Origin of the sequence: Pseudomonas sp. B14(2022) (assembly GCF_012030485.1) — a bacterium.
In the GTDB taxonomy this organism is placed as follows: Bacteria; Pseudomonadota; Gammaproteobacteria; order Pseudomonadales; family Pseudomonadaceae; genus Aquipseudomonas.
Window position 1 is genome coordinate 100,443 of the sequence record NZ_JAAUVM010000015.1, and the last position, 19,858, is coordinate 120,300.

The 19,858-nt window shown below is 59.4% G+C and carries 15 protein-coding genes; 5 read left to right on the forward strand and 10 right to left on the reverse strand.

Annotation, left to right across the window (positions count from 1 at the left end; all coding sequences use genetic code 11):
* Positions 1 to 45 precede the first annotated feature (45 nt).
* Complete coding sequence (locus HCF10_RS20905; RefSeq protein WP_057703059.1) at positions 46 to 423, forward strand: response regulator; 378 nt, start codon at positions 46 to 48, stop codon at positions 421 to 423.
* 101 nt (positions 424 to 524) lie between these two features.
* On the opposite strand, the gene HCF10_RS20910 is transcribed toward HCF10_RS20905, so the two are convergent.
* The 5 genes from HCF10_RS20910 to HCF10_RS20930 all read right to left on the reverse strand — a co-directional run bounded on the left by HCF10_RS20910 (position 525) and on the right by HCF10_RS20930 (position 10,364).
* Positions 525 to 4,736, reverse strand: coding sequence for a YopT-type cysteine protease domain-containing protein (locus tag HCF10_RS20910; protein ID WP_167656306.1), 4,212 nt, complete (start codon positions 4,734 to 4,736; stop codon positions 525 to 527).
* Positions 4,737 to 5,048: 312 nt separating this feature from the next.
* Entirely contained in the window at positions 5,049 to 6,683 is a 1,635-nt protein-coding gene (locus HCF10_RS20915; RefSeq protein WP_205885808.1) for an ATP-binding protein, read from the reverse strand.
* Positions 6,684 to 6,727: 44 nt separating this feature from the next.
* On the reverse strand, positions 6,728 to 8,230 hold the full coding sequence (locus HCF10_RS20920; protein ID WP_167656308.1) for an ATPase domain-containing protein: 1,503 nt from the start codon (positions 8,228 to 8,230) through the stop codon (positions 6,728 to 6,730).
* Positions 8,231 to 8,350: 120 nt separating this feature from the next.
* On the reverse strand, positions 8,351 to 9,400 hold the full coding sequence (locus HCF10_RS20925) for a tetratricopeptide repeat protein (RefSeq protein ID WP_167656309.1): 1,050 nt from the start codon (positions 9,398 to 9,400) through the stop codon (positions 8,351 to 8,353).
* Positions 9,401 to 9,470: 70 nt separating this feature from the next.
* A complete protein-coding gene (locus HCF10_RS20930) occupies positions 9,471 to 10,364 on the reverse strand; it encodes a bestrophin family protein (RefSeq protein ID WP_167656329.1) in 894 nt (297 codons plus the stop codon).
* A 200-nt stretch (positions 10,365 to 10,564) separates the two neighbouring features.
* Here HCF10_RS20930 and HCF10_RS20935 point away from each other — a divergent pair, with 200 nt between their 5' ends.
* The 4 genes from HCF10_RS20935 to HCF10_RS20950 are packed head-to-tail and all read left to right on the forward strand — an operon-like array spanning position 10,565 to position 14,454.
* Positions 10,565 to 11,332, forward strand: a complete 768-nt coding sequence (locus tag HCF10_RS20935; RefSeq protein ID WP_131696257.1) for an SDR family NAD(P)-dependent oxidoreductase — start codon at positions 10,565 to 10,567, stop codon at positions 11,330 to 11,332.
* Positions 11,333 to 11,344: 12 nt separating this feature from the next.
* Positions 11,345 to 12,529 (forward strand): acetyl-CoA C-acyltransferase, encoded by a 1,185-nt coding sequence (locus HCF10_RS20940; protein ID WP_131696258.1) that lies wholly within the window; start codon positions 11,345 to 11,347, stop codon positions 12,527 to 12,529.
* A gap of 12 nt (positions 12,530 to 12,541) precedes the next feature.
* Positions 12,542 to 13,669 carry an acyl-CoA dehydrogenase gene (locus tag HCF10_RS20945; protein ID WP_167656310.1) on the forward strand — a complete coding sequence of 376 codons (1,128 nt, stop codon included), beginning with the start codon at positions 12,542 to 12,544 and terminating at the stop codon, positions 13,667 to 13,669.
* 11 nt (positions 13,670 to 13,680) lie between these two features.
* Positions 13,681 to 14,454: an enoyl-CoA hydratase gene (locus HCF10_RS20950; protein ID WP_145337822.1), complete on the forward strand. Its 774-nt coding sequence runs from the start codon at positions 13,681 to 13,683 to the stop codon at positions 14,452 to 14,454.
* Positions 14,455 to 14,528: 74 nt separating this feature from the next.
* Here the strand turns inward: HCF10_RS20950 and HCF10_RS20955 are convergent, their stop codons facing one another.
* The 5 genes from HCF10_RS20955 to HCF10_RS20975 all read right to left on the reverse strand — a co-directional run bounded on the left by HCF10_RS20955 (position 14,529) and on the right by HCF10_RS20975 (position 19,857).
* Complete coding sequence (locus HCF10_RS20955; RefSeq protein ID WP_131696261.1) at positions 14,529 to 15,680, reverse strand: acyl-CoA dehydrogenase family protein; 1,152 nt, start codon at positions 15,678 to 15,680, stop codon at positions 14,529 to 14,531.
* Positions 15,681 to 15,683: 3 nt separating this feature from the next.
* Positions 15,684 to 16,787: an enoyl-CoA hydratase/isomerase family protein gene (locus HCF10_RS20960; RefSeq protein WP_167656311.1), complete on the reverse strand. Its 1,104-nt coding sequence runs from the start codon at positions 16,785 to 16,787 to the stop codon at positions 15,684 to 15,686.
* A gap of 141 nt (positions 16,788 to 16,928) precedes the next feature.
* Positions 16,929 to 17,639: an HPP family protein gene (locus HCF10_RS20965; protein ID WP_167656312.1), complete on the reverse strand. Its 711-nt coding sequence runs from the start codon at positions 17,637 to 17,639 to the stop codon at positions 16,929 to 16,931.
* 168 nt (positions 17,640 to 17,807) lie between these two features.
* On the reverse strand, positions 17,808 to 17,963 hold the full coding sequence (locus HCF10_RS31100; RefSeq protein ID WP_259242783.1) for a type VI secretion system contractile sheath small subunit: 156 nt from the start codon (positions 17,961 to 17,963) through the stop codon (positions 17,808 to 17,810).
* Positions 17,964 to 18,234: 271 nt separating this feature from the next.
* Positions 18,235 to 19,857, reverse strand: coding sequence for a phospholipid carrier-dependent glycosyltransferase (locus HCF10_RS20975; RefSeq protein ID WP_167656313.1), 1,623 nt, complete (start codon positions 19,855 to 19,857; stop codon positions 18,235 to 18,237).
* Position 19,858: the final 1 nt, after the last annotated feature.

Sequence of the window (19,858 nt, forward strand, 5' to 3'; positions counted from 1 at the left end):
ACCCCATGGTCGTAATTGCAGCAATTGACCGGACAAAGGCTTCCCATGAGTGAAGATGCACAAGATGTCGTTCTGATCGTCGAGGACGACGAATCCATTATGTTTGTGCTGGGTGAGTACCTGGCCGGCCTGGGGTATCGGGTGTTAAAGGCGATCAACGGGGAGCAGGCCTTTGAAATCCTCGCCACCAAGCCGCACCTGGACCTGATGGTCACCGACTACCGTTTGCCCGGTGGGATTTCCGGCGTGCAGATCGCCGAGCCCGCGCTCAAGTTGCGCCCGGAATTGAAAGTGATCTTTATCAGCGGCTACCCGCAGGAAATTCTCGACTGCAACAGCCCGATCACGCGCAATGCGCCGATCCTGGCCAAGCCGTTTGATCTGGATACGTTGCAGGAGCATATACAGCGGTTATTGGCCTGAGGGCGGGGCGGCGTCGAAAGTCCGACGCCGCTGCTTTCGCTTTCATAGGTTCAAGGTGTCAGTTTTTTCCTATTGGCATTGAGCGTAGGGTGAGAGGTGCTTTAGCTCACCATAAATGCCGGCGGTATGTCCCCTTTGACATAAAAGACCTCTAACTCCTGCCCGTTCAATTTTTCAACGGCTTGCAGAAGGGTTGCTTTAGTGATTTTTTTATCCCCGACCAGTCTTTCCCCGTCTTTAAGAACGATATCGACCACCGTTCGAAATGCGTTCGGGTCTTGGGTGGTGTCGACAGTAAAGACGGGCACCTTCTTAGAGGGTGTTGAGTACTGAGTGGCAAAACTATTGGCTTTGGCCTTGCTCGCGCTGAATGACATGACTTCACCGCCACTGCCTGATGTTCTTGCCGTATGTTGGATAATCGCAGCCAGATAGTCGTCGCCGGAAGAGTCCGTTCCCGCTGCACGCCTGAGGCCGGTCGCGAGAGTATCCCCGGTAGCTGTATGCCCTCGAAATATTTGGGTTGGGACAGCGAAGTCAAATTTCTTCAGTTCCTCAAGGGTTCGGACACTCGCCTTGGTCCCGGGGGTGGCAAGACGTTCATTGAGTAAACGAACCATGAACTTTTCAGCACTTCTTTCGCTGTCTGGTCGGATGGCGAGTCGTGCGTCATACAGCTTTTTAACATCCGTACTCAGCACACTATTTGTTCGCTGCCACGCATCAGTATGGTCGAAGACCTTGAACTCCAATTTAGCGGGGTCAGTACTATGAGTCACGTAGCCTGGCTCCAGTTTCTTGTCGCGAGTCAGTTTCTCCAGTGCCTTTTCCATGTCCTGTGCATTGGAAAATTTCGCAAGCCCATGATTAGGGTCATAGAAGTAGAAGCTCTTTCCTGTGTCATCAACCCTTACGCCAGCCGCCATGGCGTGACCAGGAGAGTCGATCATTATTGACTTGGATACGCTGGCGTCGGCCAGCTCATTCACGATGCCTTGAACCGTCTCCTGACGCACCGTCTGTTGAGCATGAAAAGCACTTCGCGCGCCGACTTGGGTTTGGATCTTGCTCAGTTTGGCAGTAAATTCTCTGGAGGCCGGATCGGCCGGGTAGGCCGCTGCACTGAGCATGTTCTTGATCAATAACCGTTCTTTGCCTTCTGCCATGGCGTCCGCCATGACACGTGACAGCGCGGCACATTGGCCATTGGACAATTGCCCGGTCTTGGAAAGGTATATGACTTGAGGCATAGGTATTACGCTGCCGAGCCCTGGTTCTATGGCATCGATAAAACGAGCTGAGCCAACCCGACCGATTTGGTAAGAGAGATCGTCGAACCGCTTGAGCAGCATCCCGACCTCCTTGGCGGTAAGGTTTTTATTGCCAGCCAAGGTTATGATATCTGCGGGCTTCATGGAATTGGAGAACCCTCTGATAGTTTGGGGGTTTCCTGATTGGTATCCGCTTTCAAACTGAGCTTTTTGCGGTCCAGTGCGATGGTCGTTAACGGTCTTTTTCCAGCTTTTGACAACGGCCTCATCGAGTGTCTTTCGGGGGCTGTCCGCAGTCGCCCATTTCCCGAGTTCTGCCATTTGGTTCTGCAGCGAGGGCAAGAAATCCTCCAGCGGTGCGCCATAAGGTTTTAGTGACAAGGGATCAAGTGCGTACCACTTGTTATCTTTGAACGCTGCCGCACCCTCCATAACTTCGCCTTGATACTTGAGGGTACCCATCGACACGCTGTCCAGGCCGTTAGGAGCATTGAGCAAACTGCGGCCAGACATCTGTAGGGAATGAACACCGTCAGAGAGTGACGATGCTGCGGATCTCGCACCTTTCGTCAACAAGCGCGTCAGGTCCGCCACGTCAGCGAAAAGATTGGCGTCTTTAAGCACGGCGCCACCGAATTTCTTGACGCCTGTCAGTAGCCTCATAGCCGTTGTTTTACTGGTTCTGTTAACAATGCCGCTGCCTTTGGCGCCAGGATTATAAAGCGCTATCAGATCCAGCATTGCATCGCCGATGGCGTCGTCCCATTTACCCTCAATCGCGTTTTCGATAGCGGATTTGAACGGAATAATTACATTCAGAATGTCGTTGCTGAGTTTATTGTTTTTCCGGTACCGCTTCTCAAAGTTTGTTTCACCTGAAGCATTTGCCTCGAAACTGTCCTTGTCGCTGAAAAAATGCTCGCTGACGGTCTTGGCAATCGCATCGGTCTTCGCGGTAAAGAACGTCTTGAGTGGGGCAGTTGTCGAATTCGGTTCGTCGGCGCCGGAGCTGATTGACGCGGGCTGGATCTTGACCCGATCAATAATGACGGGGACTTTTGGCGGTGGTAGCCCTCCATTCCCGATCCCATACTTATCCAGGTCAAACGGCAGCCGTTCAAACCCTTCGATATATTTATCGCCGTCTACCCCACGGAAGATACGGGTTGCACCGATCGGCAGATCGTCAGGCAGGTCGGTTTTTTTGCGAATAGTCTGATCGCTTACAGAAAACTCATAGTAGGTGGATTTCTCGCCACGCACCGTTTTAAACAATATGCAATCGCGTCCAATTTTTTTGTATTGTTTTTGACTGATATCATCTTCTCTATCCTCATGCAGTGGTAGGCGAACGGAGTAAGCCGTTAATCCCCCGAATCCAAAGTTTTTTCGGTCTTCTAAAGGGAGTCGTGAAATTTGATTCTTTATACGCGAGGTAAAGGCTTTTTTTACCCCGTCGAAATAAGGCGTGAACGTTTCTTTAAATACTTCTTCGATATCGGGAAGCTCAACGAATTTAGGCTCGAGTTTTTTTAGTAGCTCCTTGTCAAAATCAGACCTGAGCGTATCGGCCTTGAGCCGACCCGACATATATAGATCAATAATCGAGTATGCTGTGCCACCTCTGTTTTGGCGGCCCAGCTTGATGAATTCTTTCTCGAGAGGGACGTCATCGCCCAGTACTTTTTTGAGTTCGGCTTCTGCCAAGGCTTTTCTGGTCGGCAGCGGTGAGGAGAACACCGCGAGGCGTGTACTCAGTTCTGTTATCTGCTCGTTGAATTTGCTCCGCGTGTGCTCAATCGCTGCTGGGTCGTAGTTGTCATCGTCATCCTTAATGAGAAAACCATTGACGATACCCCAGTCAACCATGGCGTTGCGTTCAGCAAGGGCGGCGTGCACCGCTTGGCGCTCGCTGACCGCAGAGGTGTTGCCGAACTCGATCACTTGGTCAAATGTCATGGTCGCCGCAGTACCGGGCGCCTGTTGCTCAATGCGCGAAACGGCAGCACTGAACACAGCCCACTCGTTGGAACCGTACACCAGGTTCTCGGGCAACTGTTTGACCAGAAACTGCGGCGCGACCCGCGAGAGCAGCAAATAACCCCTCACGTCAGGGACATTGGCGTTTTCACGTTCTAGATGGTCATTGACCGCCGCGATGATCGCCGAAGCGGGTTTGCCCCAATTGTCGGGCTGGTTCAGGTCATAGCCTGCGATACGGTTGCGCTGTGTTTCGGGCGTGATGCCCAGTTCCAGTGCCACCGCTGTCATCAACCATTCATTGACACTGGTTGTGGTTGAAATGCCCTGCAGTTCGGCTTCCAATTTCTGACCCAGTGCCTGCGCCTGGGGGTTTGCGATCAACTGTTCGAGTACCTTGCGAGGGGTTACGGGTGATTCTGTGTTGGTGACAGCGTGTATGATCAAGGACTGAATGCTGGTATTAGCTGATTCGTTGACGATAGCGCGCACGCGGTCTTGCTGGAATTGAGCCAGGGGTACCGTCCGACCCAGCAGCCCGCCGAAATCACCCAACGCAGGCGGTGCGGGCAATGGCATGGCAATTTTCTGGGTCAATCGCAAGGTCTCTTGCCAACTGGTGGGTAACGGCAAACCCAGCGCCTGGATGTATCGTTCGGCGCTCATGCTTTGCCCTTCGAGAAGGTTGTTCTTGCGCGCAATGTAAGATTCTGGTGGCAGGGTTATCTGCAACGATCTAAGCCGCCGTTCAGTGCCATAGTATTGATGTTTCTGCAACTCACCTGTTTTAGTCAGGCCATCGATAAGTGCTTGTAGGCCAATGGCATCGGCCGCCGTCATCGAATTTTTTTGCAGAGGTGGTGGCAACTGATTCTGGACACTTTGTTGGGCGAGAAGCGATCTTTGCCCGATACTCCGAATAGATCGTTGATTACGTATCGGATCGATGTCCCACTCGGAAGAAGATTCAGCAAGAGGCGCATGGGACGAGGCGGAAGTTGATGTTTGCGGGGTGCTCTGAAGATGCTGGCGGGGAAGAGTAACGCTATCGGATGAAATCATGAGGGGCATTCTCTGAGAGGCAAATGAACATACCCCGGGTGTTGTAACTGCGCCCGCGGTTTAACACTTGGTATTGGCATTAGCCTCTAACGTTCCAACTCTACCCTTTGCCGGAAGTTACTAAATGCGCTGGGCGCCGATACATAGGTGACTCACCGACGGCACTTGAGTATTACTTCCTGTATCTAAAAGTAAAACTTCAGACATTGCAGGTCATTAACGAAGTTTTCAATGAGCCAAATTCGTGGCCTTCAACGTAAATAGCCTGTCAGCGGGCCCGGTCGAGACCCAGCGTTTCGCTTGACCTGCGCCTCATTCACTGGCCTTTATGTGAGTCATCTCCCGCACCTTCGCCGTCAACAAGTCAAAGGTAAAGGGCTTGGTGATCAATTGCATCCCCGGGTCCAGGAAACCACCCCGCACCGCCGCATGCTCGGCATATCCGGTAATAAATAACACCTTCAGCTCGGGGCGAATCTGCCTAGCGATCTCTGCCAGTTGTCGCCCGTTCATTCCGGGCAAGCCTACGTCGCTGATCATCAGGTCAATGCGTTGGCTGGATTCGATAATCGGGAGTGCGCTATCGGCATCGCCGGCTTCGACAAACGCGTAGCCCAGTTCGCTCAGTACCTGGCTGACCAGCACGCGCACCGCCGGGTCGTCCTCGACGATCAGCACGGTTTCACCGGTATTGGCGACAGGCAGCAGCGCCGGGTCCAACGGCCTGTCCTCGCTGATTTCACCGATATAGCGCGGCAGGAACAGACTCACCGTGGTGCCTTTGCCCACCTCGCTGTGGATGGTGACATGCCCGCGTGACTGGCGCGCGAAGCCGTAGATCATCGATAGGCCCAGGCCGGTGCCCTGGCCGATGGGTTTAGTCGTGAAGAATGGGTCGAATACTCGGCCAATCAGGCTTTCAGGGATGCCGCAGCCAGTGTCGCTGACGCTCAGTTCCACATAGTCGCCCGGCGTGAGCGTGCCGTAGGCGGCAGTAAACACGCTGTCCAGATGGCGGTTACTGGTGTCGACCGTCAGCCGCCCACCCCCCGGCATCGCATCCCTGGCGTTGAGTGCGAGGTTGAGCAGGGCACTTTCCAGTTGATTGGGGTCGGCTTCGGCGGTCCACAATTGGCTGTCCAGGCGCATGTCCAAGGCGATGCTTTCGTTGAGACTGCGTTGCAGCAGCTCGCCCATGGACGTGACCAGTTCGTTGATCTGTACCGGCTTGGAATCCAGCGACTGGCGCCGCGAGAACGCCAGCAAGCGGTGGGTGAGGCCGGCGGCGCGGTTGGCGGAGGTCACGCCGAGGTCGATCAGGCTGTCGAGGTCATCCAGCTTGCCACGGGACACACGCCTTCGCAGCAGTTCCAGGCTGCCGATGATGCCGGTCAGCATATTGTTGAAGTCGTGGGCGATGCCGCCGGTCAACTGGCCGACGGCTTCCATCTTCTGGGATTGGCGCAAGGCTTCTTCATTGCTGCGCAACTGCGCCGTGCGTTCTTCGACTTGCTGCTCCAGCGTCTCAAGGGTGCGCTGCAGGCGCAGTTCGCTCTCGCTCAGGTCGATCAACCTGTCCCGTGCTTCATATTGGCGGCGCCGCCCACGCAGGGCTGCGCTCACCAGGCTGATCAACGTCACGGGGTGGAAGGGACGCTCCAGGAAGGTCACGTTGCCCAGCAAGCCGCTGAAGTGTGATGAGCCGTTGTGCTCGGTGCCACCATGGTGGGTCATTAACACGATGGGCAGGTCAGACCAGGCGGGCTGACGATGCAGATGCTCCAGCAGCGGCTCCAGGTCCGCGCCACGCAGGGCCTCGGCCGCAATGATCAGCATGCCGGCGCCTTGCTCCAGCGCTTCGCACAGCACCGTCAGGTTGCTGGCGATGATCCCGCTGTAACCGGCCTGGTTGAGCATCATCAGCGCCAGCGAGCCGTCACGGCCCATTGGCGCCAGCACGATTGCGCGTTCGGATATGTGTGGTACGGTCGTCACACGCCCTCATCCTTGAGCAAAGGGGAACCGGCGCCCATATAGGTCGGGATCCCACGCAAGACACCTTGGAAGTTATCCAGCGGTTCACCGACGGTCATGCCACGGCTGCCGATACGGTATTCGCGGATGGTCGACTCGTGGGCGCCGGTGCGTTTCTTGATGATCGAGATGGCGCGGCGGACCTTGCCCAGGGCCTCGAAGTAACGCAACAGGATCACCGTGTCGGCCAGGTAAGTAATGTCGACAGGCGCCTGCATGTCGCCGACCAGCCCGTGTTGTGCGACGGTCATGAATGTCGCTGCGCCACGGCGGTTGAGGTACAGCAGCAGTTCGTGCATATGCAGGATCAGCGCGTTTTCTTCCGGCATCGCCGCCTGGTAGCCGTTGATGCTGTCGATAACCACGGTCTTGATCCCGCGTTCATCCACGCAGCGGCGCACGCGGTGTGAGAACTCGCCGGGGGACAACTCGGCGGCGTCCACTTGCTCGATCAGCAGGTTACCGGTGGCTTGCAGGGCGGCGAGATCGATGCCCATGTTGCTCATGCGCTCGAACAGCAGGCCCAGCTCTTCATCGAAGATAAATAACGCAGCCTTTTCGCCACGGGCTACCGCCGCCGCGGCAAAGATCATCGAGATCAGCGATTTGCCGGTACCGGCCGGGCCGAGGATCAGGCTGCTGGAGCCGGTCTCGACACCGCCGCCCATCAAGGCATCCAGCTCACGAATGCCGCTGCTCAAGGTCTGGCGCGTGTAGCCACCGCGATGTTCGGCAGCTACCAGGCGCGGGAATACATGGATGCCGTCCTGCATGATGGTGAAGTCGTGAAAACCGCCACGGTATTTTTGCCCGCGATACTTCACCACCCGCACGCGACGGCGCTCGGCACCGTAGTTGGGGGTCAGCTCTTCGAGACGAACCACGCCGTGGGCCACGCTGTGCACGGTTTTGTCGAGGGATTCGGTGGTCAGGTCGTCGAGCAGCAGCACGGTAGCGTCATAGCGCACGAAGTAATGCTTGATCGCCAGGATCTGGCGGCGATAGCGCAGCGAACTTTGCGCCAGCAGGCGGATTTCCGAGAGGCTGTCGATCACCACGCGGGTCGGTTTGACCCGTTCCACCACTTCAAAGATCTGCCGGGTGGCTTCGCCCAGCTCGAGGTCGGATGAGTACAGCAGGCTCTGCTGATGCTCGGCATCCAGCAGGCTCTCCGGCGGGGTCAATTCAAAGATATGGATATTGTCGTCCAGGTCCCAGCCATGGGACTCGGCGCCCTGGCGCAACTCACGCTCGGTTTCGGACAGTGTGATGTACAGGGTTCGCTCGCCCTTTTCCGCCCCGGCCTGCAGGAAGTGCAGGGCAACCGTAGTTTTACCGGTACCCGGTTCACCTTCCAGCAGGAACAGATGGCTGCGCGATAGCCCGCCGCACAGAATGTCGTCGAGGCCCTCGATGCCGGTGGCTGCTTTTTCGCTTAACAACGCTTTGGATGTAGACAAGAAGTGCCCTCAGGTCACATACGAGTAGAGGATGCGCATCCAGGTGGACGTGCCATGTTCTCTTGACCGTAGCGCTTTGCGGCGGTTCAAACTGATGCGTGATTATTGCGCCTACAGGCCTTACTGGAGGGCCGGATCGTCAGGGTTTTGCTGTTCGAGCTGGGCGAGCAGCACCTGCACATTCTGCAGTTGACCGCTTTCTTTCCAATAGTTGACCAGCAGCACCCGTGCCTTGCGATTGGCCGGATGGCGCTGGATGATTTCCTCCAATTGGCGCTGGGCGGCTTCCAATTCCTGCTGGGCGTGCAGGGTGGTGGCGAGGTCATAGCGATAATCCTGGTTGTCCGGCTCCAACTCCACCGCCTTGGACAGACCCAGCAGCGCATAGGGACGCTCGCCGTGGTGCAGCAACCACATGCCGAGGGCGTGCTGCAGGTAGGCCGACTCAGGATGCGCCGCCAGTTGCCGTGCCAACAGTTGGCGGGACTCGTCGGTTTTGCCTTGTTTATCCAGCAGTTCGATCTGCGCCACGACCGCTTGCAGGTTGTCCGGCTGCAAGCGCATGGCCTGTTCCAGGGCGTTTTGTGCGTCTGGCAGCAGGGCGCTGTGAATGTACAGGCGCGCCAGTTGAATCCAGCCTTCGGCGGTTTCGGGCTCGGCCTTGAGCTTTTTCACGAACTCGTCCAACACCTGCTGCAACGGCCCGAAGTACAGGCCCAGGGTGTCTGGCGACAGGCCGAGCAAGGCGTTGGCGGCGGTGAAACGCACGCTTTGTTCGGGGTCATCCAGCACTGGGCCGAGCAACAGCGTGCGCTGGCCGGTGGGCACCAGGCCGACGATGCTGTGGATGGCGGCCTCGCGCACCAGCGGCGATTCGCTGCTGAGGTCCTTGTCCGCGAGCTTCAAGGCTTGGGGGCTGGGGTAGTTGGGCAATTCGGCATGCAAGGCGGCGCGGCGCTCGGGTGACAGGTCCGGCCGGCCCAGTTGCTGATACAGCACACGCGCGGCGCCCGGTTCACCGTTGTGTGCCTGTTTCAGGGCTTTGGAGTAGCCATGGGCAATGGCGGGAGGCACGGCCACCTGGGTGGTGCGGGAGAAATACCAGGTGATCAGCACAATCAACAACAGGGCGCACAGGCCGACGATGGAGTAACGGCGTGACTTTGACATGCAGGTGTCCGAAAGCTGAAGAAGCAAAGTCGCAAGCTTCGGTCAGACCACGGCAGGTGTCAAACCCGTGTCAGGTCAGCACGTATTCCACCGGTTCCAGGGCCGCTGGCAGGTCGGTTTCGCCGAGGGCGGCGAGCAGCTCACGCTCCAGGGTGCGCAGGATCGCATTGCAGGGCAGGTCGTTTTCGTCAAAGCCGAAAGGGTCTTCCAGGTCGTCGCCGATTTCATCGAGGCCGAAGAAGGTGTAGCTGACGATGGCGGTAAACACCGGCGTCAGCCAGCCCAGGGGTTCGGCCATGGCGAACGGCAAGAGAATGCAGAACAGGTAAATGGTGCGGTGCAGCAGCAAGGTGTAAGGGAAGGGCAGCGGCGTGCTTTTGATTCGCTCGCACGCGGCCTGTACCTGGCTGAGGCTGACCAGGCGGGTTTCCAACTGGGTGTAACGCCATTCGCTGATGGCGCCTTGCTCGGCCAAAGCGGAAAATCGCGCGCCGAGCTGTTGCAGCACCCGGTCAGGGAGGTTGGGATGACTCGCTTCCACGCTGGCCCACGGCTTTATCGCCCGGGCTTCGTCTTCGTGGCGCAGACGCGCGACCAGCCCGTGGGCGAAGCCGCCCAGCCCCCGCAGCAAGCGCCCACGCTCCGCGGGGTCAGTGAGCACCTGGGTCTCGCGAATCAGCGAGCGCACCTCGATGATCATCTGCCCCAGTTGCTTGCGGCCTTCCCACCAGCGGTCATAGCAGGCGTTATTTCGAAAACTCATGAAGATCGACAGCGACAGCCCGAGCAACGTAAAGGGTGTCGCGTTGACCTTGGAGAAATACGCCGGGTGCAGGGTTTCCACCAACACGATCACCGACGCCAGCAGCGTGACCAGCAGGCTACGCAGGGCGATGCGCTTGGCAATCGAGCCCTTGAGCGAAAACAGGATGCCCAGCAGGTTCGGTTTGGGACGTACGATCATCGGTGGGCGGACTTCTTCGGTGGCGCAGGCTCTCAGGTTAGGAGCTTGCAAGCCGGGCGTCCAATCGCTTGGACTGACCGGCCGATCAGCGCGGTCGATGATTGGCCAAACCAGTCAGCCATGTTGAAGGCTTTGACCATTGCTGCCGTAGCGTTGCAGAGCGACTATTTCGACGATACCGACCGTTCAAGGAACCAATAATGCAGATTGAGAACAAGATTTTTCTGGTCAGCGGCGGCGCTTCCGGCCTTGGTGCGGCCACCGCAGACATGCTGGTCGCGGCCGGCGCCAAGGTCATGCTGGTGGATTTGAATGCCGACGCCGTGGCGGCCAAGGCCAGGCAGCTCGGCGACAACGCCCGCAGCGCAGTGGCGGATATCAGCCAGGAAGCCGCTGCCGAAGCCGCCGTGCAGGCAACGGTCGCGGCGTTTGGCGGTTTGCATGGTTTGGTCAACTGCGCGGGGGTGGTGCGCGGTGAAAAGATCCTCGGCAAGAGTGGCCCCCACGGGCTGGCCAGCTTTGCCCAGGTGATCAACGTCAACTTGATCGGCAGCTTTAACTTGCTGCGCCTGGCGGCAGCGGCCATCGCCGAAACTGAAGCGAACGCCGACGGCGAGCGCGGGGTGATCATCAACACCGCGTCGGTGGCTGCGTTCGACGGGCAGATCGGGCAGGCTGCCTATGCGGCTTCCAAAGGCGCGATAGCCAGCCTGACCTTGCCCGCCGCACGGGAGCTGGCGCGCTTCGGCATTCGCGTGATGACCATCGCCCCAGGCATTTTCGAAACCCCGATGATGGCCGGCATGACCCCGGACGTGCGCGACTCCCTGGCCGCCGGCGTGCCGTTTCCGCCACGCCTGGGCAAGCCTGTCGAATACGCCGCGCTGGTGCGGCACATCATTGAAAACAGCATGCTCAACGGCGAGGTGATCCGTCTCGACGGTGCCTTGCGCATGGCGGCCAAGTAAGGAGGATGACCCATGAATGATCCCATCGTGATTGTCAGTGCCGTGCGCACGCCCATGGGCGGGTTCCAGGGCGACCTCAAGGGCCTGACTGCGCCGCAATTGGGCTCTGCCGCCATCCGTGCGGCGGTCGAGCGTGCCGGCATCGCCGCCGACGCCGTGGATGAGGTGTTGTTTGGGTGCGTGCTGCCCGCCGGCCTGGGCCAGGCGCCTGCGCGTCAAGCCGCCCTGGGCGCCGGGTTGGACAAATCCACGCGTTGCACCACCCTCAACAAAATGTGCGGCTCGGGCATGGAAGCGGCGATCCTGGCCCATGATTCGCTGCTGGCCGGCAGTGTCGACGTGGTGATCGCCGGCGGCATGGAAAGCATGTCCAACGCGCCCTATCTGTTGGACCGCGCCCGCAGCGGCTATCGCATGGGCCACGGCCGCGTTATCGACCATATGTTCCTCGACGGCCTGGAAGATGCGTATGAAAAGGGCCGCCTGATGGGGACCTTTGCCGAGGAGTGCGCGCAGCTGAACGGCTTTAGCCGTGAGGCGCAGGATGCGTTTGCCATCGCTTCGCTGACCCGTGCGCAGGAGGCAATCACCCATGGCAGTTTCGCCGCCGAAATTGTCCCGGTACAGGTCACCGTCGGCAAAGAGCAGAAAACCATCCTGCATGACGAACAGCCCCCCAAGGCAAAGCCGGAAAAAATCCCCAGCCTCAAACCGGCGTTCCGCGAAGGCGGCACGGTGACGGCGGCCAATTCCAGTTCGATTTCCGACGGCGCGGCAGCATTGCTGCTGATGCGTGAGTCCGAGGCGCAAAAGCGCGGGCTCAAGCCGCTGGCGGTGATCCATGGGCACGCGGCTTTTGCCGATGAACCCGGGCTGTTTCCGGTGGCACCGGTGGGGGCGATTCGCAAGTTGATGAGCAAGACCGGCTGGAGCCTCGACGAGGTCGATCTGTTCGAAATCAACGAAGCCTTTGCCGTAGTCAGCCTGGTGACCATGAGCAAACTGGAAATCCCCCATGCCAAGGTCAATGTCCACGGCGGCGCCTGCGCCCTGGGCCACCCGATTGGCGCGTCCGGCGCGCGGATCCTGGTCACGCTGCTTTCGGCCCTGCGCCAGAAAGGCCTCAAGCGTGGCGTCGCCGCCATTTGTATTGGCGGTGGTGAAGCCACGGCCATGGCCGTCGAATGCCTGTATTAAGGACCTACTCCCATGCTGCCCAATGACGAACAACTGCAAATCAGCGACGCGGCCCGGCAATTTGCCCAGGAACGGCTCAAACCGTTTGCAGCCGAGTTGGACCGCGAACATCGCTTTCCCAAGGAAGCCATCGGCGAGATGGCCGAACTGGGCTTTTTCGGCATGCTGGTGCCGGAACAGTGGGGCGGTTGCGACACGGGTTATCTGGCCTACGCCATGGCCCTGGAAGAAATCGCCGCCGGTGACGGCGCCTGCTCCACCATCATGAGCGTGCACAACTCGGTGGGCTGTGTGCCTATCCTGACCTTCGGCAACGATCAGCAGAAAGAGCACTTCCTCAAGCCCCTGGCCAGCGGCGCCATGCTCGGTGCTTTCGCCCTGACTGAGCCGCAAGCCGGTTCGGATGCCAGTGGCCTGAAAGCCCGCGCGCGCCTGGACGGCGACCATTACGTGCTCAACGGCTGCAAACAGTTCATCACCTCCGGGCAAAACGCAGGGGTGGTGATTGTGTTTGCCGTCACCGACCCGGCAGCGGGCAAGCGTGGCATCAGTGCGTTTATCGTGCCTACCGATTCGCCGGGCTACAGCGTGGCCCGTATCGAGGACAAGCTCGGCCAGCATGCCTCCGATACCTGCCAGATCCTGTTCGAGGATGTGAAGGTGCCGGTGGCTAACCGTCTTGGGCAGGAGGGCGAAGGCTACAGGATCGCCCTGGCCAACCTTGAAGGCGGTCGCGTCGGCATCGCCTCCCAGTCGGTGGGCATGGCCCGCGCCGCCTTTGAGGCGGCGCGCGATTATGCCCGGGAGCGCGAAAGCTTCGGCAAGCCAATCATTGAACACCAGGCCGTGGCTTTTCGCCTGGCGGACATGGCCACGCAAATCGCCGTAGCGCGGCAGATGGTGCATTACGCCGCCGCCCTGCGTGACAGTGGCAAACCAGCGCTGGTGGAGGCCTCGATGGCCAAGCTGTTCGCCTCGGAAATGGCTGAGAAAGTCTGTTCCGCAGCCTTGCAAACCCTCGGCGGTTACGGTTACCTGAGCGACTTCCCCCTGGAGCGGATCTACCGCGATGTGCGGGTCTGCCAGATTTATGAAGGCACCAGCGATATCCAACGCATGGTCATCTCACGCAATCTCTAAGGAGCCGATACATGAGTTACGAAACCATTTTGCTCGAAATCCAGGGCCGCGTCGGGCTGATCACTCTCAACCGTCCGCAAGCCCTGAACGCCTTGAATGCACAGTTGGTCAGCGAATTGAACCAGGCGCTGGATGGCCTGGAAGCCAACCCGGAAATCGGCTGCATCGTATTGACCGGCTCGAAAAAAGCCTTCGCCGCTGGCGCCGACATCAAGGAAATGGCCGAGCTGACCTACCCGCAGATCTACCTCGATGACCTGTTCAGTGACAGCGACCGCGTGGCCAACCGCCGCAAGCCGATCATCGCCGCCGTCAACGGCTTCGCCCTGGGCGGCGGTTGCGAACTGGCGCTGATGTGCGATTTCATCCTGGCCGGTGACGGCGCCAAGTTCGGCCAGCCGGAAATCAACCTCGGCGTGCTGCCGGGCATGGGCGGCACCCAGCGCCTGACTCGCGCGGTGGGCAAGGCAAAAGCCATGGAAATGTGCCTGACCGGGCGTTTTATCGATGCGGTGGAAGCCGAGCGCTGCGGGATCGTGGCGCGCATCGTGCCGGCCGATGAACTGCTGGACGAGGCACTGAAAGTCGCCACGCTGATTGCCGGCAAGTCGGTGCCGATCAGCATGATGGTCAAGGAAAGCGTGAACCGTGCGTTTGAAGTGAGCTTGTCCGAAGGCGTGCGCTTTGAGCGCCGAGTGTTCCATGCGGCGTTCGCGACGCAGGATCAGAAGGAAGGCATGGCGGCGTTCGTGGCTAAGCGTGCACCGGAGTTCAAAGATAAGTAAGCGATCCTTCAAGCACTGAAGATCAAATGTGGGAGGGGGCAAGCCCCTCCCACATTGGTTGTGTAGTGTGCCAGTTAGAGTTGGTAGTGCTTGAGCTCTCTTGCAATCACCATCCGCTGGATCTCGCTGGTCCCTTCGTAAATCTGCGTGATCCGCGCATCCCGGTAGTAACGCTCCACCGGGTAATCCTCCAAGTATCCGTAGCCGCCATGGATCTGCATCGCACTCGAGCAGACTTTCTCGGCCATTTCCGACGCAAACAGCTTGGCCTGGGACGCTTCCGATAGGCAGGGCTTGCCGGCACTGCGCAGGCGCGCCGCGTGCAGGATCAGTAAACGGGCAGCGTTCAGACGGGTTTGCATATCCGCCAGCAGGTTCGCCACGCTTTGGTGCTCGATGATCGGCTTGTCGAACTGCATCCGGTCGCGGGCATAGGCCAGCGCCGCCTCAAAGGCCGCACGGGCGATGCCCAGCGCCTGGGCGGCAATGCCGATGCGGCCGCCTTCGAGGTTGGACAGGGCGATGGCCAGGCCTTTGCCGCGCTCGCCGAGCAGGTTGGCCTCGGGCACGCTGCATTGGTTGAGGGTGACGGCGCAGGTATCCGAGGCCCGAATACCCATCTTGTGTTCGGTGCGATCGACTACAAACCCTGGGGTGTCGGTGGGGACCAGGAACGCGGAAATACCTTTCTTGCCCAGGTCCGGGTCGGTTACGGCAAATACAATCGCCAGCTTGGCGCGCTTGCCGTTACTGACGAACTGCTTGGCGCCATTGATCACCCACTGGCCATCGCGCAGTTCGGCCCGGGTGCGCAGGTTGTGGGCCTCGGAGCCGGCCTGCGGTTCGGTCAGGCAAAAGCAGCCAATCGCCTGACCACTGGCGAGGTCGGCCAGCCAGGTTTGTTTCTGTACATCTGTGCCGTAGTTGAGGATTGGCCCGCAACCCACTGAATTATGGATACTCATCAACGCGCCGGTGGCGCCATCACCGGCAGAAATCTCTTCCACCGCCAGGGCATACGCCACGTAGTCGACATAAGTGCCGCCCCATTCTTCCGGCACTACCATGCCCAAGAGGCCCAGCTCACCCATCTTCGCCACCAGGGCGTCGTCGATCCAGCCGGCCTTCTCCCAGGCTTGGGCGTGGGGGGCAATTTCGCCGCGGGCGAAGTCGCGCGCCATGTCCCGAATCATTACCTGTTCTTCAGAGTATTCAATGTCTTGCATGGCTTATTTCGCAACCTGCTCGAAGTGGTGGAAGAAGCTGTCGACATGGCTTTTGTCCAGCCCATGGAGCGTCGGCGGGTTCCAGCGAGGGTTCTTGTCCTTGTCGATGATCAGCGCGCGGACCCCTTCGATCAGGTCGCCGCGTTCGAACCATTGGCGGTCAAGGTGCAGTTCCAGGGCAAAGCACTGCTCCAACGGCAAGCGCCGGCCGCGTCGCAGCATTTCCAGGGTCACGGCCATGGCCAGGGGCGAGCGGGTGCGCATCAGGTGGACGGTGTTCAATGCCCATTCATGGCTGTCGGCGACCGTAACTTCCTGGAGTTGCTCGACAATGCTCGGAATGTCCGGCAGGCCGAAGAAGTGGTCGATAGCCGGGCGCAATTCTGCCAACGGCGGGTCGGGCAGCCGCTGCACGGCGAGCTTGGCCAGCACGCCTTGCAGATCCTTGAGGGGCGATTCGTGCCATTGCAGGCTATCGAGTTTCTGGTCGAGGCTGGCCAGCTTGGCGCTGTCCAGGTACCAGTTGGCCAAACCGCAATAGAGGGCGTCTGCCGCGTGGACCTGCACGCCGGTAACGCCGAGGTAAATGCCCAGTTCACCGGGAATACGGGGCAGGAAGTAGCTGCCACCGACATCCGGGAAATAACCGATCGCCACCTCCGGCATCGCCAGGCGGCTACGCTCGGTGACGACACGCAAATCTGCGCCCTGCACCAGGCCCATGCCGCCGCCCAGGACAAACCCGTCCATCAGGGCCAGTACGGGTTTGCGGTAATGGTGGATGGCCAAGTCCAGCGCGTATTCCTCGACGAAGAACTCTTCGTGCAGGGTGTCGCCGCGTTTGAAACTGTCGTACAGGGAACGGATATCGCCGCCGGCACAGAAAGCCTTTTCGCCCGCACCGCGCAGGACCACGGCATGCACCTGTGGGTCGTCTGACCAAGCCAGCAGCTGTTGCGTCAGGCGGCGGACCATGTCCAGGGTGAGGGCGTTCAAGCCGGAGGGGCGATTGAGGGTGAGGTGGCCGATATGGTTGCGTACCTCGGCCAGTACGTCTTCCTCAAGGCTATTGGCACTGCTTGCTTCGCTTGAAACCTGAGCAGTCATCTATAACTCCCTGCTTTTATTGTTCTTTATCAAGATGTTCGTGTGCGAACACTCTCGTGATCGTACCAGTGCAAATTTGCACAGTACAACCCGGAATCATGCAGGTCGTTTTTGCATTTATGCAGGGTTCCGGGCCTGGGCTCAGGTCACGCGACTTGCCAGCACTTCGCCAATACTGCGGCGCCGAGCGTGGGTTTCTGCGGCGTGGATCAATTGCTCCAGCTCCGTGGGTGCCACATCGTAGAACTGCTCCATCTCGGCCAGTGCCAATTTCAAGTCGGCAGCGGTAATGGCCGGGTCTCGTGCAGCCTTGGGGTCAGGCAGGATAGCCGTTGCAACCTCGACAGCGCCCTTGGGGTAGCGTGTTCGGGTGGCATTGTTGTAGGCCAGCGCGCAGGCCAGCAGGGCACCGGCACCGAGTAGTACAGCACCCAATTCGTGCCAGCCCAGGGCGGCGGAGGCAGGATCGGCCAATACCAGGGTCATGGCCAGGCCGCCGGCGGGCGGATGCAGGCAACGCAGCCAGCACATCAGCACCACGGCCATGCCAGCTGCCAGGCAAGCACCGCCCAGGGTGCGACCAAGGACGCGGGCCACCAGCAACGCCACGACACCGGCGCACAGGTAGCTGCCGATGATCGACCAGGGCTGCGCCAGCGCACCGGACGAAACCGCAAACAACAACACCGCTGAAGCCCCCAACGGACCGAGCAGGTGCAGCGCCACCTCCATGCCGAAGACCTGGGCGCAGAGCCAGACACTGAATAATGTACCCAAGGCCATGCCAATCGCGGCACGGCTCCATTCGGCGGGGCGGGTATTGATAGCAGCGGGAAACCAGCGAGCGAGCATTGAAAAGAAATCCATAAACGGCGGGCAAAAAAAAGGCTTGTCTGGTTGCCCGGAAAAGCCCTTTGAAAGTTCCTGCATTCGGGGGAGGAACACTGCGCAGTGTGCCGTGCCAGATAGGTCAGCGCCAATGCATATTAATGAGGGTTAAATACAAAAATAATGAATTTATTACGAAGTGACAGCAGGATTGAGCTTGCCCAGTACGCGATTATCGGTTTCTTCATTGAACAAGTGCTTTTGCAGGTTTTCCTGCAGCCCTGGCTCGCCGGCCAAGGGACCTTTGAGTGCCACCAGGGCATTGCGCAGCCACATCAGCCGATCCAGCGGCGGAACGGACAGGTAGCCGATATGCACTTCATCACGGGCCAGGGAAGTTGGGGTATCCGGTAAACGGTCATTTGGCACGGTTTGTCCTCTCACGAAGTGAGCCGCGGTGCTGGCTGCGGCTCATAGCGTCCTTGTTGTTATCCATGGCCTGTGGCGGTAGACAGTTACCGCACGTGGCCATCGAGTTTACAGTTGGGTTTCAGACGCGGGAAAGTGAAATGACACCAGCCATTACGCATAGCTTCGTAGGATCTTTCTGCGTCGCAACTCAAGGTTGAGTGGCTTTGGCCAGGTACAGCAGGACATAGGGGTTTCGGTCGAACTCGCCGGTCAACGTTGGTGTGATAGAGGCAAATCGCGGGTCTTTGAGCCCTTCGAAATCCTCCTGGCTCATCACCAGCCATGCCGGCCCTCGTAACGGAGCCAGGTCAGAGGCTTGTCGGGTAAACAACGGCACCTGATCGCAGTCGAGGTTAACCATGAATTTGATCGCCTTGGCGTCTTTGCCCAAGCCGTGCAATACCACCGGGGCGCGCTGTTGCTGGACCTGCTCATGCACTTGGAGCGTAAAGGTGCGGGTGTCGTAGATGCTGCGTTCGAGCGGTTCGACCACTGCTATATACGTTGCCCACACCGCAAGGACGGCGGCAAGCGCCGGCCCCAACGGCCGTAGACGAGCCCTGAACAACGCCAGCAATGCCAAGGCTTGCAACAGCCCGAGCACGGCAAACACCGGCCCCAGCTGGCTCAACTGCTCCGGATAACGTGGCCGCGCGAAGATCAGCCCAACGATCAGCAGGCCTGGCAGCAGTGTCCAGACACCCAGCATCAGCCCGCGCAGCCATGCAAACAGACGACCTTCAACGACCTGGAACGGGTACGCCGCAATGATCGCCGCCATCGGCAACATCGCCAGCACATAGCGGGCCTTCTTTGCCTGGGGAATCGACAGGCCCAGCATCACCAGAAAGCCAGCGGCAGCGCAGTACAGCACCAGTTGCAACGCGGGCGTCGGTACGCGTCGCCGACCGACCCCGACCGCCAGCAGCACCAGCAGTGCCACGGGATAGGCGAGGGCGTAATTACCCAGCGAGCTGGTGAAGTAGTACAACGCGCCGCTGGAGCCTTCACTGCCGTCCATCCGCCCCAGGAACTGCATGCGGATCACATCCTGCATGAAGCTCTCGCCGCCACTGAGCTTGGCCATCAGCAGCAGCAGGCCGACACAGGCCACCAGCAGCGCCAGGGCCAGCAGGCCGAAACTGAACAGTTGTCGCCATTGCCGGTTGATCAGGTAGTAGCTGCACAGCACGCCCGTAGGAATCACCAGCCCGATCGGCCCACGAATCGCAAAGCCAAGGATCAGCAGCAGGTACAGCCAGTGCAGGCGTTTCCCCCCGCCGAAATGGTCATGGGCATAACCGAGGTAGAACACCGCCAAGGCGATGGCCGCGAGCATCTGGTCGAGGGAAACCGCGCGGGTTTCACTGATGAAGGTACTGCTCAGCAACAGCAGCGCGAGGCTCAGCAGCCCCCAACGCTGTGAGTAGGGCGCCGTCAGGCGATACACCAGGGTGACGATCATTGCCGAAGCCAAGGCCGTCGGCAGCCAGGCCGTGAGGCTGGTGACCTGGCCCAGGGGCAGCGACAACAGCCAGGTCATCAGCGTCGAGGTGGCGAGGTAATCAGCATACGGCTGCCCGTACGTGGTGGGGAAAAACCCCGGCCCATGGCGCAGCATCTCCTGGGCAAACACCACGAAGCGTGAGTCGAAACCGATAATCGCCTGGTGCCAACTGCCGGCGATAAACAACAACAGCGCCAGCAATCCCAGGCCGAGGGATTGGCGGCGGATCGTTGGGCTGAGCAGGGACGACTGAGCTTTGTTCACG